The organism is Mesorhizobium sp. YC-39 (genome assembly GCF_025753795.1).
Lineage (GTDB): Bacteria > Pseudomonadota > Alphaproteobacteria > Rhizobiales > Rhizobiaceae > Mesorhizobium.
The window spans coordinates 269,028-284,978 of the sequence record NZ_JAOWPS010000004.1; the positions used below are offsets into that span (position 1 = coordinate 269,028).

Annotated in this window: 15 protein-coding genes; 6 read left to right on the forward strand and 9 right to left on the reverse strand. The window is 63.7% G+C overall.

What is annotated here, in order from left to right; all coding sequences use genetic code 11:
• Positions 1 to 51: 51 nt before the first annotated feature.
• Complete coding sequence (locus tag OHD62_RS22635) at positions 52 to 390, reverse strand: YybH family protein (protein ID WP_412177411.1); 339 nt, start codon at positions 388 to 390, stop codon at positions 52 to 54.
• A 202-nt stretch (positions 391 to 592) separates the two neighbouring features.
• Entirely contained in the window at positions 593 to 1,342 is a 750-nt protein-coding gene (locus OHD62_RS22640) for an SDR family NAD(P)-dependent oxidoreductase (protein WP_263787315.1), read from the reverse strand.
• 97 nt (positions 1,343 to 1,439) lie between these two features.
• Between OHD62_RS22640 and OHD62_RS22645 the strand changes: the two genes are divergently transcribed.
• Complete coding sequence (locus OHD62_RS22645; protein WP_263787317.1) at positions 1,440 to 2,348, forward strand: LysR family transcriptional regulator; 909 nt, start codon at positions 1,440 to 1,442, stop codon at positions 2,346 to 2,348.
• Positions 2,349 to 2,395: 47 nt separating this feature from the next.
• Here OHD62_RS22645 and OHD62_RS22650 read toward each other — a convergent pair whose 3' ends face one another.
• Positions 2,396 to 2,815, reverse strand: a complete 420-nt coding sequence (locus OHD62_RS22650; protein WP_263787318.1) for a VOC family protein — start codon at positions 2,813 to 2,815, stop codon at positions 2,396 to 2,398.
• A gap of 213 nt (positions 2,816 to 3,028) precedes the next feature.
• Here OHD62_RS22650 and OHD62_RS22655 point away from each other — a divergent pair, with 213 nt between their 5' ends.
• Positions 3,029 to 4,231 carry an MFS transporter gene (locus OHD62_RS22655; RefSeq protein WP_263787320.1) on the forward strand — a complete coding sequence of 401 codons (1,203 nt, stop codon included), beginning with the start codon at positions 3,029 to 3,031 and terminating at the stop codon, positions 4,229 to 4,231.
• Positions 4,232 to 4,303: 72 nt separating this feature from the next.
• On the opposite strand, the gene OHD62_RS22660 is transcribed toward OHD62_RS22655, so the two are convergent.
• Positions 4,304 to 4,606, reverse strand: a complete 303-nt coding sequence (locus OHD62_RS22660; protein WP_263787321.1) for a DUF1330 domain-containing protein — start codon at positions 4,604 to 4,606, stop codon at positions 4,304 to 4,306.
• A 564-nt stretch (positions 4,607 to 5,170) separates the two neighbouring features.
• Here OHD62_RS22660 and OHD62_RS22665 point away from each other — a divergent pair.
• From OHD62_RS22665 to OHD62_RS22680, 4 genes are read left to right on the forward strand one after another with little or no spacing between them, the layout of a single operon-like run.
• Entirely contained in the window at positions 5,171 to 6,367 is a 1,197-nt protein-coding gene (locus tag OHD62_RS22665) for an acyltransferase family protein (RefSeq protein WP_263787322.1), read from the forward strand.
• A 2-nt stretch (positions 6,368 to 6,369) separates the two neighbouring features.
• Complete coding sequence (locus OHD62_RS22670) at positions 6,370 to 7,473, forward strand: glycosyltransferase family 2 protein (RefSeq protein ID WP_263787324.1); 1,104 nt, start codon at positions 6,370 to 6,372, stop codon at positions 7,471 to 7,473.
• Position 7,474: 1 nt separating this feature from the next.
• On the forward strand, positions 7,475 to 8,518 hold the full coding sequence (locus OHD62_RS22675) for a glycosyltransferase family 2 protein (RefSeq protein ID WP_263787326.1): 1,044 nt from the start codon (positions 7,475 to 7,477) through the stop codon (positions 8,516 to 8,518).
• The gene (locus OHD62_RS22680; RefSeq protein WP_412177412.1) at positions 8,518 to 10,317 is read left to right on the forward strand and encodes an ABC transporter ATP-binding protein; all 1,800 of its coding nucleotides are present in this window, start codon (positions 8,518 to 8,520) and stop codon (positions 10,315 to 10,317) included. Before OHD62_RS22675 ends, OHD62_RS22680 begins: the two co-directional genes overlap by 1 nt.
• Positions 10,318 to 10,546: 229 nt before the next feature.
• On the opposite strand, the gene OHD62_RS22685 is transcribed toward OHD62_RS22680, so the two are convergent.
• The 5 genes from OHD62_RS22685 to OHD62_RS22705 all read right to left on the reverse strand — a co-directional run bounded on the left by OHD62_RS22685 (position 10,547) and on the right by OHD62_RS22705 (position 15,842).
• Positions 10,547 to 12,043: a sulfatase gene (locus OHD62_RS22685; protein WP_263788518.1), complete on the reverse strand. Its 1,497-nt coding sequence runs from the start codon at positions 12,041 to 12,043 to the stop codon at positions 10,547 to 10,549.
• An 85-nt stretch (positions 12,044 to 12,128) separates the two neighbouring features.
• On the reverse strand, positions 12,129 to 13,097 hold the full coding sequence (locus OHD62_RS22690; RefSeq protein WP_412177419.1) for an aliphatic sulfonate ABC transporter substrate-binding protein: 969 nt from the start codon (positions 13,095 to 13,097) through the stop codon (positions 12,129 to 12,131).
• A gap of 35 nt (positions 13,098 to 13,132) precedes the next feature.
• Positions 13,133 to 13,912 (reverse strand): ABC transporter ATP-binding protein, encoded by a 780-nt coding sequence (locus tag OHD62_RS22695; RefSeq protein WP_263787331.1) that lies wholly within the window; start codon positions 13,910 to 13,912, stop codon positions 13,133 to 13,135.
• The gene (locus tag OHD62_RS22700) at positions 13,909 to 14,655 is read right to left on the reverse strand and encodes an ABC transporter permease (RefSeq protein WP_263788521.1); all 747 of its coding nucleotides are present in this window, start codon (positions 14,653 to 14,655) and stop codon (positions 13,909 to 13,911) included. The genes OHD62_RS22695 and OHD62_RS22700 overlap by 4 nt, the downstream gene beginning before the upstream one ends.
• A 56-nt stretch (positions 14,656 to 14,711) precedes the next feature.
• Positions 14,712 to 15,842: an ROK family transcriptional regulator gene (locus tag OHD62_RS22705; protein ID WP_263787333.1), complete on the reverse strand. Its 1,131-nt coding sequence runs from the start codon at positions 15,840 to 15,842 to the stop codon at positions 14,712 to 14,714.
• Positions 15,843 to 15,951 lie beyond the last annotated feature (109 nt).

Below are 15,951 nucleotides of genomic sequence, written 5' to 3' on the forward strand. Positions count from 1 at the left end.
TGTACCGTTCCCTCTGGCGCGCCTTCCGGTGCAGGGATGCCGGAGACCGGTCTAGCCCTGCGGGGTCAAAAGGTTTGCGTCGCGCGCGAGCCGCCACTCGCCATCCGCCCCCTTGCGCAGGAGCGTCAGCGTATATCCCGATTGACGCACCGGCTTTCCGTTCGGCGGCGTCGCGGTCATATCGATGCGACCGCGCATGAAGGCCCAGTTGCCGAGAAGCTGCAGTTCGACGATCTCGTTCGTGCCGTCGATGCGAACGCCGGCCATCTCCCGCGCGGCCGCCGCGAAGATCTCCTTGTCGAAGGGCTCCCGGCCGGGAACCATGAAGATCGCGTCGTCCGTCATCAAGTTGAGGACGGTTGCGGTGTCTCCACGCTTGCTCGCATCCATCCACGTCTCGACCAGTTTTCGGATTGCTTTTTCGTCGTCCGTCATCCCTGACCTCCCTGGCTTCTCGCTGTCGTCGGTACCGCACGGCGCTCGTCCCTCGCCGCAAGATAGGGCACTGATCGCTCTCGTCACCGATTGCGGTGTTTTATCGACGTCGCGCTGCGGGGGGTGAAGCGGCCGGTCCGGCCCGCATCCTCTACAGTTATCTCCAACCGCCCGAGGCGGTGATGCGCTCACCGGTCAGCCAGGACGCGTCGTCGGAGGCGAGGAACACCGCGATGCGGGCGATATCGTCGGGCTGGCCGAAGCGGCCGAGCGGGGTCATAGCGATAACCTGCTTCTCGAACACGCTGCCGACGATGCCGATACGTTGCAGGCCTTCGGTGTCGACGCCACCTGGGGCAATGGCGTTGACGCGGATGTTGCGGGCGCCCAGTTCTCTCGACATGGACAGCGTGATCGAATCCACCGCGCCCTTGGTGGCGGCATAAATCAGCGAGTTCGGCTGCGGGTTGAGGCTGGCGACCGAGCTGATGTTGATGACGCTGCCGCCTCTGGTGCCGAAATGGTTCACCGCTTCCCGGATGGCCAGGATGGTGCCCAGCACATTGGTGTCGAACTCGCGGTGGAACTCGGCCTCGGTCACTGCTTCCAGCGGCTCGAACGCGAAGACACCGGCATTGTTGACCAGGATGTCGACCCCGCCGAACGAGGATTTGGCCGCCTCGAACAGGCGGCGCACATCGGCCGCTTGCGACACATCACCGTGGACGGCGACGGCTCGGCCGCCTGCGTCCTCGATCTCGGCGACGACGCGGTCGGCGCCCTCCTGCGACGAGGCATAGTTGACGACCACGGCGGCACCGGCCGCCGCAAGACCCTTGGCGATGCCCGCACCGATGCCCTTGGAGGCGCCGGTGACGATGGCGACCTTGCCGTTCAGCTTGCTCATCAAATCTCTCCTTTGTCGATGATGAGCGGTATTTAATGACGATCGGATAGCGTATTAGGGTCGCTTCGATCAGTTCTTTCGTGCCTGGAATTCTTAAATGACCACCATCCTCGAAAAGACGGCCGGTCTCGTCGCTTTCGTGCGCACGGTCGATGCCGGCTCGTTCCATGCCGCCAGCCGGCTGGTCGGCTCCAGCCCGTCGGCGGTGTCGAAGAGCGTGGCGCGCCTCGAGCGGCGGCTGGGCGTCAGGCTGATCCAGCGCTCGACGCGCCGGCTGGGACTGACCAGCGAAGGTCTCGCCTATTACGAGCGGGTCGCGCCTTTGCTGAGAGCGCTCGATGATGCCGAGGACATCGTCCAGATGGCGGATACGGCGCGCGGCCTGCTGCGCGTCACGGCATCCGTCGAACTCGGGCGGAGCCTGATCGCCTCATGGGCGCAAGCTTTCTTGGCTCGGCACAGCGAGGTGAAGCTCGAGCTCAGCGTCACCGACCGCCACGCCGACCTGATCCGCGAAGGCTATGACGTCGCGGTGCGCATGGGAGCGCTGTCGGACACCGGACTCGTCGCGCGCAAGATCGCAAACCTGCCGATCGTGCTGGTGGCCTCGCCGGCTTATGTCGAACAGCGCGGCCAGCCGGAATCGGTCGAGGCGTTGCAGAGCCACGACTTCGTCCGCTACCAGATGGCCGGCCGACCTTATCCCGTCACCTTGGCCGACGGCAGGGTGATCGTGCCGAACGGGCGGCTCGATACCGATGACGGCGGCGCCATCCGGCAAGCGGCGCTTGCCGGGGCCGGTATCGCGCATCTGATGCAGTTTGCGGTGCAGGACGATCTCGACGCCAGCCGGCTGGTCCGCATCCTGCCCGAGGTGGCGATGCCGACCATGCCGGTGCACGTCGTCCATGCGTTCGGGCGACAACTACCGGTCCGCGCACGGCTGTTCGTCGACTTCCTGGCGAGCCAGATGGCGGCGCTGACGCGAGAGGGCAGGCGTCCGTAGTCGATCCGATGCCATCGCAAGCAAGGCTTGCCCTCGTCACCGGGTCATCAGAACGTAATCTTCACCGAAGCAGCGCTGCGCTCGGCCGCCCCGTGATAGACGGCCTCGATGTTGTTACCGTCGGGATCGAGCAGGAAGGCGGCATAATAGCCGGGGTGGTAGGGCCGCTCGCCCGGCGCGCCATTGTCCGTGCCACCGGCATCGAGGCCGGCCCTGTAGAAGGCATCGACCATGGCGCGGTCCCGCGCCTGGAAGGCGAGGTGATGACGCCCGGTCAGCTTGCCCACGGCCGCCCGGCTGTCGGGGCTCGAGACGAACAGTTCGTCGGCCCAGAAATAATCCTCGGCACTGCCGCCGATCGGAATATCGAGCACCTTGAGAACCGCCTCGTAGAAGCGACGGCTGGCCTTGAGATCCCTGACCACCAGCTGGAGATGGTCGATGAGACGGCCGCGATGAAGTTCCATGCCTGATGCCTCCTGGTCGCAAAGGTTGGAATCTAGCTTCGGACGATGCACCGTCAATGCAAGGGAGCAATTGAGTGGCGCGATTTCCTGACTGGATAAAAAATGCAACCGGATTGTCGGATTTCACGCAGCGACATCGTCCTTCGGACGCAAGCGGTGTGACGAAGCTCGAAAGAGGTCACGCCGTGTCCAAACGATCTCGGGAGAAAAAGCATGAGCCTTTCCTATCGTTGGGTCATCGTCGCGGCAGGTGCTGTGATGACCTGTGTCGCGCTCGGCGCGATGTTTTCGCTGGCGATCTTCCTCGAACCGATGGCGCTCGACACAGGCTGGTCGCGCGCCGGCATATCGAGCGCGATGACGCTGAATTTCCTGGTGATGGGTCTCGGCGGTTTCGCCTGGGGCGCCATCTACGACCGCTTCGGCGCCCGCATCGTGGTGATGATCGGTGCTGTGCTGCTCGGGCTGGCGCTGGTGGTGGCGAGCCGCACCAACTCGCTGCTTGTCTTCCAGGCGACCTATGGCGTGCTTGTCGGCCTCGCAGCCAGCGCCTTCTTCACGCCGATGATCGCGCTGACCACTGCCTGGTTCGACACCAACCGCAGCCTTGCGGTTTCGTTGGTCTCGGCGGGCATGGGCGTCGCGCCGATGACGATCTCGCCCTTCGCGCAATGGCTGATCACGGTCTATGATTGGCGCACCGCCATGTTCGACATCGGCGTGATGGCGTGGGTGCTGCTTTTGCCGGCGGTCCTTCTGGTGCGCCAGCCGCCCGTGCCTGCGGCTGATACCGACGCCTCGGGGCCGGTCGCCGAGGGCGCCGGCATGTCGGTGCGCCAGGCGCTGCTGTCGCCGCAATTCATCATTCTGGCACTGACCTTCTTTGCCTGCTGCGCGGCGCATTCAGGGCCGATCTTCCACATGGTGAGCTATGCCATGCTGTGCGGCATAGCGCCGATGGCGGCGGTCTCGATCTACAGCGTCGAGGGCCTTGCCGGCCTGGGCGGCAGGCTGTTGTACGGCGTGCTTGCCGACCGGCTGGGCGTCAAGCCGGTGCTGATCGCGGGGCTGGCGATTCAGGCCGTGGTGATCGCGGCCTATCTCGCGGTCAGCCAGCTTGGGCAATTCTACACGCTCGCCGTCATCTTCGGCGCCACCTATGGCGGCGTGATGCCGCTCTATGCCGTGCTGGCACGCGAGTATTTCGGCCAGCGCATTCTCGGCACGGTGTTTGGCGCTGCAACCATGCTGTCCAGTATCGGCATGGCCTTCGGGCCGCTCGCCGGCGGCATGGTGTTCGACGCCTACGCCAGCTATTCTTGGCTGTTCATCGGCTCGGCCCTTGTCGGGCTTGGTGCGGTGGGGATAGCGATCGCCTTCCCGCCGCTGCCGCGCCGGCAGTTGCAACCGGTGTAGGAGTGAGCGGAAAAATGCGGCCGCTTGGATGGCAAGCGGCCGCGCGGCGTTCATCGCCACGAACGACAGGGCCTACATCGGCGGCGGAGCAATCCCTTCGACAGCCAGGATACGCGTCTTGGCGCTGCGAAAGCGGATTGCCTTGAGGCGCTCATATTCCGGCGAGTCGTACCAGGCGGCGAGCGACGCCATGTCGGGAAATTCGAGAATGACGAGGCGGTGCGGCTCCCAGTCGCCTTCAAACACCCTGGTTGTGCCGCCACGCGCGAGATAGCGGCCGCCATGGCGCTCCTCGGTGGCCGGGACCTCGCGCCTGTATTGTTCGAATACGGCCGCGTCGGTGATATCGACATCGGCGATAAGATACGCTGCCATCGGTGTCTCCTCCCTCTTGGCAAGCTGTGCACCGTCCTGAAATCCTCTTCCACGTTGTAGGATCGGCACCGGGCCACCGCGGTCGGAGAAGCGTTCCTTCCTGGCCGCTGGCGGCCGCCAACAATACTACCAGACCTGTACTCCGATCCCCAGGCTTCCATCCTGACCGTCGACTGGCGTGCTGCACCGCAGCAAGTTCGGTCAATGGCGGACAAGCGAGCCTGGACGCAAACTGTCAAAAACCGCGCAAATTTGGCCGTTTTTGCGCCTTTCGCAGACTGCACCTCACGCGACTGTTTCAACAGCGTTAACATTTTGTGTTGCGGTGCACCATTGTTCTCCTATTCTCGCCTTGGGGGCATGACATACAGGAAGAGGGCTTTCCTCTCGCCTGGAGGTCTGGTCGCCTGGAGGTGTGGTGAAGCGTTGTGTTGACGCAGTCTGCAATTTGGCCCGCCATTTGGCGGGCACCCTGGAAGGGGGCGGCGGAGAGCTGTTTGATCGCTCCGCGCAAGCCTCCAATTGGCGATTTCATCGGAGATATCCCACCGGCGGGCGCGGCTGATGAGACGCGACACGCAACTGGACGCGCTGCGGGCCATCGCCGTGACGATGGTCATGTATTCCCATTTCTTCGCGGCGGGAGGGTCTTCCTTCTGGGGCCACATCGGCGTGCGACTGTTCTTCGTGCTGAGCGGATTTTTGATCACGCGCCTTCTTCTGGAGGCTCGCGCGGCCGCTGAATTCGAAGCCGTGCCCGCCCTGAAGTCCTTCTATGTCAGGCGGGCGCTGCGGATATTCCCTCCCTATTTCGCCGTGCTGGGTTTCGTCTGGCTGGTTGATCTGGAGCAGTCCAGAGGATCGCTGGCCTGGCACGCGCTTTATCTGTCGAATTTCTGGTTCGCACTGCGCAATGAATGGACGCCCTGGGTGCTTGCCCACCTTTGGAGCCTGAGCATCGAGGAGCAGTTCTATATCGTCTGGCCGTTGATTGTCCTGCTGGCGCCACGCCGTCGCCTCGGGGCGATCTGCATCGGCGTCATCCTGTTGTCGCTGTCCTATCGCTTCTATTGGCCGATCACCGGCGCTCCCAGCCTCGCGCGCGACCTGCTGCCGCCAGCATCGATGGACGCGCTGGCGGTGGGGGCGTTGCTTGCCGTCCACCGAACCGGAACCGCTCAATTGCCGCAGTGGCTGCGACTTGGCTGGCCGGCGTTTGCGGCCGCGTTTTTTGTTTTGCAGTGGTTTGTCCCGACGCCGGCAGATTCCGTGCAGGAATGGGGCCGCTGGCTGCTGTTGGAGGTCCTCCCGCTCGCGCCGCTTGTGGTGGTCGTCGCCAGCTGTTCGCCGAGTCTCGGCGGTTACCGCGGGAGGCTTCTCGATCTACCGCCGCTGCTGGCCCTTGGCCGCGTCAGCTATGGCATTTATCTCTACCATCCCATCGTCTTGTCGCTTGCCGTCAAGTCCCAGCCCTGGATTCCCGTCAACGTCTCGGAGCAAGGGCCGGGGCGGTTTTTGGTGGCAGGAACGGCGACCCTCATTGTCGCTTCAGTCTCGTGGCTGCTTTTTGAAAGGCCGCTCAACAGTCTCAAGCGCCATTTTCCCTATGTCGCTCCGGGCACCGGCGCCGCCATTCGGGCCGGCGTCGGCACCATCGACGGCGGCTGGCTCGGGAGGACTGCAGGAGCGTATCCCCATGGATCGCTTGACGGCCGCAAACCGTCCCTGGCACGCGATCTCCAACGCACGGATCGGAGCTGACCATGGTTGCTCCCCTGGTGTCCGTTCTGCTGCCGATCTACAATGCCGGACCCTATCTGGCGGCCTCGCTCAGCAGTATCCTGCGGCAGGACTACGATCGCCTGGAGATCATCGCGATCGATGACGGCTCGACGGACAATTCGCTGCAGATCCTGCAGAATTACCGCAAATCTGACAATCGCATCTCCATCATCTCACGAGAAAACCGCGGCCTCATCGCAACCCTGAATGAAGGGTTGGCTGTGGCGCGGGGCGAATTGGTTGCGCGGATGGACGCCGACGATGTCGCCTATCCCTGGCGCCTGTTGCGCCAGGTGGACGTCTTCATGCAGCAGCGCGACCTCGCTTTGTGTGGCGCGGGCGTCGATTTCCTGCTTGGCAGCCGCATCATCAGGGGCCTGCCCGACCCGGTATTCAAGGATAATCTGCTGCGTATATTATCAATGTTCTTTACGATATTCATGCATCCTACTGTGGTCTATAATAGGAATATTATAGATGAAAGCATTCTATATTATGACGAAAACTACAGGCATGCCGAAGATTTCGATCTCTTCAGGCGGCTTGCCGACCAGTACCCGGCGGCGATGATCCCCGAAAACCTGATCGCCTATCGCATCCACCGCGACAGTGTGACCAACCGGCACAAGCAGGAAATGCGCAGGACGCATTTGAAGATCGTGGCGGAGAATCTCGAACGGGAAGGTCTGGCGCAAAGCACGCAAGCCCTCCGCGACATCGGCCAGGCCGTCACTATGGACACGGTGCGCCGGGCCGCCGAATGGCTTCTGGCGCTGGAAGAGAGGATTTCCCGACTGCCGGCGCAAACGCGGCCAAGCTTCGAGGCCGGCACATTGAACCTGTTCTATTTCCTTTACCAACTCATAGGCGACGAGATGCAACCGCTGTTGACGCACGAATTCCTGACGCGGACCGCAAAATGGGACCTCATTCGGCGCCGCGAGCGCTACGGATTGCGTGCCGGCGCCTACGCGCCGTGGTTCAGTCTCGTCTCGATGTCGGCCACCAGGCAGGTGGACGCCTTGTCACGATATTTGCAGTCGGTGCCGGCCGCCGCGGTTCTGCCTTCCCTTGGGTTGACCTAGAATGACTATCAAATCCCCGCAACTTCTGCCGCACAATCGCTCGACGATGCTTGCGCCCATTTCGGCCGATCCCCGGTCGCACGGACCGGCCCCAGAGGTCAGCTTCATCGTCTGTACACGCGACCGCGTCGCCGTACTCGAGCCTTGTATCAAGTCGATCCAAGCTGCGTGCCGCGCCCATCCTGCCTTCGTGGCAGAACTGGTGGTTGTCGACAACGGCTCGACCGACCGCACGGCGGAACGACTGGCCAGCATCGCCGACATGTCGGACATCCCATTCACGGCTGTTTGCGAGCCGCGACGCGGATTGGCGGCTGCCCGTAACGCCGGACTGAAGCGAGCGCGCGGCCGTGTGCTGGTGTTCGTCGATGACGATTGCGCGGTGCATAGGGACTATCTGCGCGATCTGCAGCGACACTATGCGACCGGGGAGCGGGTCATACGCGGCGGTCGCGTCGAGATCGGCGATGCCAGGGATCTGCCGTTCACGATCAAGCGGTCGCTGGTCCGCGAGCGACTGACCCCCGATGTCCATCCCGGCGGCTTTGTCCTGGGCTGCAACATGACCATGCATCGCGATGTTGCGGCTCGTATCGGGTATTTCGACGAACGGTTCGGCGCGGGCGGCCCGCTGCGCTCCGCTGAGGATACGGACTACCTTGTACGAGCGGTCCTGCTCGGTATCCCGGTCGAATATGTGCCCGACATGACAATTTTCCATCATCACGGCCGGCGCGATCGCAAAGCCATCGAAAAGCTCCACCGGGACTACAGCCTGGGCAATGGCGGGCTTTGCCTGAAACATGTCCGCGCGGCGCCCTGGCTGCTTCGCCATTTCTACTGGGCCGCGCGGGCGGCTTTCCGGGAGTTGGCCAATGGTCCCTGGTTCGACCACGAACTCAAGCTGTCGCACTGGCCGATCGTCTTCATGAACATGCTCGGCGCGGCCAAATTCGCGGTGCTTTTGGCGGCGCGATGGCCGGAGGCGCCGCAAGTGCGGCAGGATCAACAAGCAAATGCCGAGGCGAGGGTGAATACGCCATAATGCGATTGATGCCGCCAAGCCTGCCGATGCTGCGCCGCGCGCTTGGAAGCAAGCAGTTGCGCCTGCTTCCCGCCGTGGTCGTGCTTGGTCTTGTCAGCGCGGCTCTCGAGGGGTTCGGCATAGGCCTGATCATCCCCTTGCTGGGCATCATCATGGGGCAGGGGGATCAAGCCGGAATGGCCGGCTTCTCCGCCGTCTTCCAGCACGTCGGATCCGATCTGAGCGAGCGCGACCGGCTGATCGTCATTTCGGTCGCCATCCTCGGCTCGATCGTGCTGAAGAACGTCTTCGCCTTCGCCAACACGCTGCTGACGACCTTCATCTACGGCAAGGCCAGTCATGCGATCCGCAGCGCGCTTTCGGAACGGCTGCTGCGGGTCGGTTACCCCTTCTTCCTGCAGCAGAGTCCTGGCCGGCTGCTCAACATCATCTCCAACGAATCCTGGCGGGCATCGGATGCGATCCAGATCATGCTGGCGGCGATCGTCAGCGCATCGGCGGCAATCATCCTGCTTGTTTTTCTGCTGCTGCTTTCGTGGCAGATGACACTGCTGGTCACGCTGGGACTGGCGCTGGTCCAGATTGCGCACGCCATGCTGTCGGCCAATCTGAAAGCGCCCAGCCGCAGCGTCGCCTCCCGCAACAGCGATCTCGCCTCGCAAATGCTCCATCTCGTGCATGCCGGGCGTCTGATCCGCATTTTCGGACAGGAGGCGCGCGAGAAAGCGGTGTTCGACCAGGCATCGGACGCGGTCCGCCGCGCTGCCTTCGTCCTGCTCACCCGCCAGGGCGCGTTGCCGCCGATGACCGAGGTGCTGCACGCGATGCTGTTTCTGGCGGTGGTGATCGGCGCCTGGTTCGTTGGTGTGAGCTTCCCGCTGATCGTTGCGTTTGTCATCCTGCTCTACAGGCTGCAGCCGCATATGCGGGCTTTGCAGATGTCCTGGAGCCAGTTGCAGGGCTTGAGTGGATCGCTTGAAGAGGTTCAGTGGATGCTGGATCCGTCCGACAAGCCCGTGCCTCCGCAAGGGAGCGAACCGTTCCACGGCCTGCGTCAGGGGATCAGCTTCGACGATGTGACGTTCACCTATTCCGGCACCCATTCTGGCGCGGACCAGCGCACGGCGGTGCTGCACGCGGCGACGTTCAACATTCGCAGCGGCCGCTCGACGGCGCTGATCGGTCGCTCGGGTGCCGGCAAGACGACGATCGTCAATCTCCTGTGCCGATTTGTGGAGCCAGACGCCGGCAAAATTCTCGTGGATGGGTCGCCGTTGAACCAGATCGATCCCAGCCAGTGGCGAAGACACATCGCGCTTGCCAGTCAGGAGCTGGAGCTGGTGGATGGCAGCATTTTTGAAAACATAGTCTATGGGCAGGAGACGGCCTCGGCCGCCGACGCCGAGCGTGCCGCAAGACTGGCCGAAGCGCATGAATTCATAGAACATCTGCCGCAAGGCTACGAGACGGTGGTTGGCTACAGGGGCGTCAATCTGTCAGCGGGCCAGCGGCAGCGGATCGCGCTGGCGAGAGCACTGGTGCGCGATCCCGCTATCCTCATCCTGGACGAAGCCACCAATGCGGTGGACGGACTGTCGGAAGCGGCAATCGTCGAGACGCTGAAGTCGAGGGCCGGCCGCCGCACGACCATCGTCATCAGTCATCATCACAGCACCATCTCGTTCTGCGACGACGTGGTGATCCTCGGCGGCGGCCGAGTGAAGAAGCAGGCACCTTTCGCCGCGCTGGCGACGCTGAGCATGGACGAGCTTTACCAGCACGAGCCGGTCGACCGATAAGGACCTCGCCAGCCATGACGGCTTATGCCGCCCCATGCGGTGCTGGCGCGCGAGCATTTTCGGATCGCGCATCATCGCCATCGCCCGCAACGCCATGCCCCATGCGAAGACGGACGAATTCCCCTGAAGCGCGTGGCGTTGAACGAATTCACGCGCCGCGCTTTAGGCTCTTGTTTTTTTATGCATGTCGTTGTCGCAGAACCACTGCGCACTTTTTGCGCGACATGCATCAGTTCGAGGATTTGCGGCGCGGCAAAGGCGCGGGGTGACGCTGCTCAAGCGCTGCCGCCGCCGCTTCGCGACCGGTTGCCCGCAACCGCTTCAGGTATCCAGGAAGCTCACCGCGGCAATGGAACGGTCCACCTTCGCGCATGACCGTCACCAGCGGATCGACATCGGTATCGCTCTTGATGGCCATCTCCGTGCGCCAGTCCTCCAGAAAATGGTTCGCATGGGCGACAATATCGGGACGCGATGCGGACAGGTCGTTCTGCTCGTGCGGATCCTCGCTCAGGTTGAAGAGGGTGACCGGGCCGAAATCCTTGTAGCCGTCGTGATAGGTGCGCAGCATCAGCCAGTCGGCGCCATCCAGGCGAAAGCGCACGCCGCGCTGCACGGCCCAGGCCCCCTGACTGAGCACCAGGAATTCGCGTCCGCCATCCTGGCCGTCGGCAAGCGCCGCGGCGAAGGAGCGACCGTCCCACAGCGCTGGCACCGTGCCGCCGAGACGGTCGATCAGCGTCGCCGCCCAGTCGAAATGATAGTGCAGGCCATTGTTGACGCCGCGAAGATTCTCGGCGCCGGGCCAGCGGATGACGAGCGGTACGTTGCAGGTGAATTCGTCGGCGGTCTGGTGGTCGCCCCAGATGTTGAGTTCGCCGAGGTTCTCGCCGTGGTCGGCGCCGATGACGATGATCGTCTTGTCGAACAGGTCCTGCCGCTTCAATTCCTCGACGATCAGGCCAAGGTGATGGTCGGCATAGAGGATGCCGGTGTCATAGCCGTCGAACCAGGCCTTGACGTCGGCCATGTCGGCAATCGGCGCCGGCATGCGGCGCCATTTCGATCCGCTGGCGGCGACATCGAATCCGGACGGCTCCTGCGGGCTGTGCGGGCCGTAGCCGGCGTGGGATTTCTCGAATACCGCCTCAGTCATCCAGTCTGGCATCGGGTCGCCGGCGAAGGGGTCGCCGAACGCGTCAGGCGCGCGGTAGGGCGTGTGCGGATCCCAGACGTTGACGTGCAGGAACCACTTCTTTGCGGAGCCGTTGCGCTTCAGCCAGTCCAGCGCCAGCGCCGACACCTCGTCGGCGTTCTCCATGCCGGCCTTGCCCGGATTGATGATCTCATTGAAGCCGGCATACCAGTGCCAGCAGCCGTGCCGCTCGCCGAAGCTGGAGATGGTGGTGGTGTGGTAACCGAGGTCGCGCAGCGCGCGCATCCAGCCTTCCTCGTAAAAGGTTCCGGCCCAGGCCCGCTCCGGTCCTTCGCGAAACGGCTCGCAGGCGGTGCCGCCATGGCCGACAACGCCGGTCCTCATGCCGTGGCGGCCGCTCCACAGCGCCGTGCGCGAGGGATGGCACGGAACGTCCGACACATAGACATTTTCAAAGCGGATGCCGTCCCTGGCCAGGCTGTCGATGATTGGCGAGGTGTTGCGGTGGTAGCCGTAGCAGCCGAGATGGTCGCGCCTCAGGCTGTCGATGTCGATGTAAAGGACGTTCATGGGGGAGGCGGTCATTGGGTACTCTTTTGGGGAATGAACTTGGAGACGTGCCACCCCGGCCGAATACCGGGGCGGTCGGGTGGGCTCAGGCCGCCAGATAGAGGTCGGCCATGTAGTAATCCTTGGGATCGAGTGCGGTGTCGAACTTGCCGAAGGTCTTGAACAGCTCGTTCATGGTACTGAACCAGCCGGCGACGGTGCCGTCACTGGTCAGCTTGGTAAGCTCGGTCGACGTCATCAGCTTGCCATAGCCGGCTTCGGTCTTGAGCTGCTCGGCCGGGATGCCAAGCTGCTTGGCGGTTATGTCGACCGCCTCGTCAAGATGCGCGGCGCGATAGTCCTGCGCCTCCTTGATGACGCCGATCACCTTCTTGACCAGATCAGGATTGCTCTCGACCAGGTCGTTGCGGGCAATGAACACGCTGGGGAAGGTCGTGGCCGGATAGAAATCGTCATTCTTGGCGATTTCGACGAGATCGGGCACGGTCTTGCGGATGATGCCGACAAACGGGTACCAGATGCCGGCAGCGTCGACCTGCTTGGATGAAAAGGCAGCGACCACGGTGCTCGGATCCATCGGCACCACTTCGATGTCGTCCACCGTCATTCCGGCCTTGCGCAGCGCAAGGCGCAGCAGCATGTCGCCCGAAGTGCCGGCTGGAACTGCAACTTTCTTGCCCTTGAGGTCAGCGATGGAAGCGATGCCCGCCTGGGCGATGACCCGGTCGGAAAAGCCGACGTCGTTGACGGCGATGATCTTGGCCTTGCCGGTGGCAGGCAGCCACAGCGCGCCCGGTCCGAGATAGCCGAATTCGAGGCTGTTGGCGCCAAGCGCCTGGACCTGGATCGGACCGTTGGTGAAGACCTTGGTATCGGCCTCGACGCCGTGCTTTGCCCAGAGCTCCTTGGCGTTGGCGATGCTGGCCACGCTGGCGCCCCAGAAATCGCCATTGTAGCCGATGCGGGCCGGATCCCCAGCCGCGCCGGCCGGGACGGCGCCTGCCGTCAGGACGGCGGCCGAGGCGGACAAAACGACGAAGTCACGTCTGTTCAATGTCATGTCTTCTCTCCCTGTTGCTAACCTTGTCGTTACCCGTGCGACTGCGCGGGCTGCTGGTGGTAGACGGCATGCCAGACGCGGTTGCGGATGGCCGTGAATTCGGGGGACAGCCTGATTTCCTCGGTGCGCGGATAGGGCAGGTCGACCTCGATGATCTCCTGCAGCCGCCCTGGTCCGGCCGCCATGACGACGACCCTGTTCGCCAGATAGACGGCTTCGTCGACATCGTGGGTGATGAACATCACCGTGCGACGCTCGCGGCTCCAAGTTTCGAGCAACTGGTCCTGGAGTTGGACGCGGGTCAACGCATCGAGCGCGCCGAACGGCTCGTCCATCAAAAGGATGACGGGGTCGACGGCATAGGCGCGGGCTATCGCGCAGCGCTGCTTCATGCCGCCCGACAAGGTCTTGGGAAGGGCGTCGGCGAATTGGCCGAGGCCGACCAGATCGATGAAGCGCTCGGCGATCTCGCGCCGCCGCGCCGGCGGCTCGCCCTTGACGCGGAGGCCGAACTCGACATTGTCGCGCACGCTGAGCCACGGAAACAGCGCGTATTGCTGGAAGATCATGCCGCGTTCCGGGCCTGGGCCTTCGACCGGCTTGCCGTCGACGGTAACCTCGCCGCCGCTTGCCTTGAGCAGGCCTGCGGCGATGTTGAGCGCGGTGGACTTGCCGCAGCCCGAAGGGCCGACCACGGTGACGAACTCGCCGTCGGCGACATCGAGCGAGAAACGGTCGAGCGCGAGGAACGAGCCGTCCTTGAGATCGAAGCGGCGTGTGACATTGTCGAAAACGATCTTCGGCGTCATATCCGCTCCTGCCAGATGGTCAGGCGCCGCTCCACCGCCTGCAGCATGCGGTCCATGGTGAGGCCGAGAATGCCTATTGCGAACAGGCTGACGAAGATCGTCGGCAGGTCGTAGTAGAGCTGCGCCTGTTGCATGCGGTAGCCGAGGCCGGACTGGGCGGCGATCAGTTCGGCGGCGACCACGGTGGCCCAGGCCGATCCCAGCCCGATGCGCACGCCCACCAGGATGAAGGGCGTCGAGGCCGGCACGACGACGCGCCGGAAGATGGTGAAGTCCTTCGCGCCGAGCACCCGCGCGGCGTTGATCATGGTGCGGTCGACGCTAATCACACCCTGATAGGTGGCGACGACACTGGCCAGGAAGGAGGCCAGGAAGATGACGAAGATCTTCGGCGTCTCCTCGATGCCCATGGTGACGATGGCGAGGGGAATGATGGCCAGCGGTGGGATCATGCGGAAGAATTGCAGATAAGGCTCGACCAAAGCGCGTGCGACTTTGTACCAGCCCATGGCGAAGCCAACCGGGATGGCAAGCAGCACACCGAGCAGGAAGCCGGTCAGCACACGCGCAAGGCTGGCCGCCGTGTCACGCAGGAGCTGGCCGTTGCCGAGCAATTCGATGAAGCGCGACAGGACTTCGGGCGGCCTCGGCAGGCCGACGACGCCGCTGCCGGTGAGCGACCACCAGATCGCCACGCCGGCCACCACGCCGGCAACGTTCAGCCCGAGGCTGGCGAAATCCATCGTCCGCCGGTCGGCCTTGCCCGACGATGCGGTGCGCGGCTTTACCGAGACGGCGCTCATCGCGGCGCTCCGGAATAGAACAGATGGTCGAGCGCGACCGCGGCGCCGCCGATGGCGCCGGCGCCCGGCCCCATGCTCGAGCGCTCGAAGCGCAGCATGTCGCGCATGGGCGGCAAGACGCGCGGCGGCACGCCTGCGCGGATACTGTCGATAAAGCTCTCTGGCGCTTCGGCGAGATGGCCGCCAAAGACAATCAGATCCGGGTTGAGCAGATTGGCGGCGCTGGCGATTGCCGTCGTCAGATGACGAACGGCCGCGTTCCACGCCTCCGGATGCTTTTCCACGGCGGCCAGCAGCCGCTTCGGATGAGGGGTCTCGATGCCGGCCGCGCGCGACAGCGCGCGTTCGGACAGGAAGGTCTCCAGGCAACCGGTGCTGCCGCAGGCGCAGCGTGCGCCATGCTCGACCACCTGGATATGGCCGAGTTCCACCGCGCCGTACCCGCCTGGCCGAAACGGCCTGCCGTCGACCACGAGGCCGGCGCCAAGGCCAGTGCGCAAGTAGATGTAGAGCAGGGCGGATGCTTCGCGGCCGATGCCGTAGCGCGATTCCGCCAGCGCCATCGCGCTGACATTGTGCTCGACGACAACCGGCATCCGCAATGCCGCTTCCAGTTCATCGGCGAACGCCACGTTCTTCCAATCGTAGTTGATCGACAGGAGATTGCGGCGCCGCTTGACATCGACAGGCCCGGGAACACCCAGGCCCATGCCGAGGATCTTCGATCGGTCCGCACCTGTCTTCCTGATGAGGTCGTCGACCATCCTGGCGACTTTGGAGATTACGGTCGCCGGCTCGATTGTGGCCGTATCGAAGTGAAAGGATGAAAGCCTTTTCGCCGATGCCTTCAGGTCGGTGATCGCGGCGTGGATGGTGCCAGCGCCAATGTGCACGCCGACCACATGGTGGGCATCCGGCACCAGCGCCAGGTCTACCGCGGGCCGTCCTATTGGCGCGCCGCCCGCAGCTATCTGGGCGAGCTCGGTGACGATGCCGTCCTTGAGAAGCTGCGCCGTCAGATGGGTGAGCGCCGTCGGCGACAGCGCCGTGCGACGCGCCAGCTCCGCCCTCGACTGCGGACCGTCATCCCTCAGGATGCGCAGGATCGCTCCATGATGGATACCCATTTTTCCTCCCTATTACTTTCTAATCTTTATAAATTAAATAGCGCTGTCAAGTGCTGCCTGGGGTGGCGGATGCTGGCGCAAAGGCGGGCTTCCGTCCGGCGAGCCATGT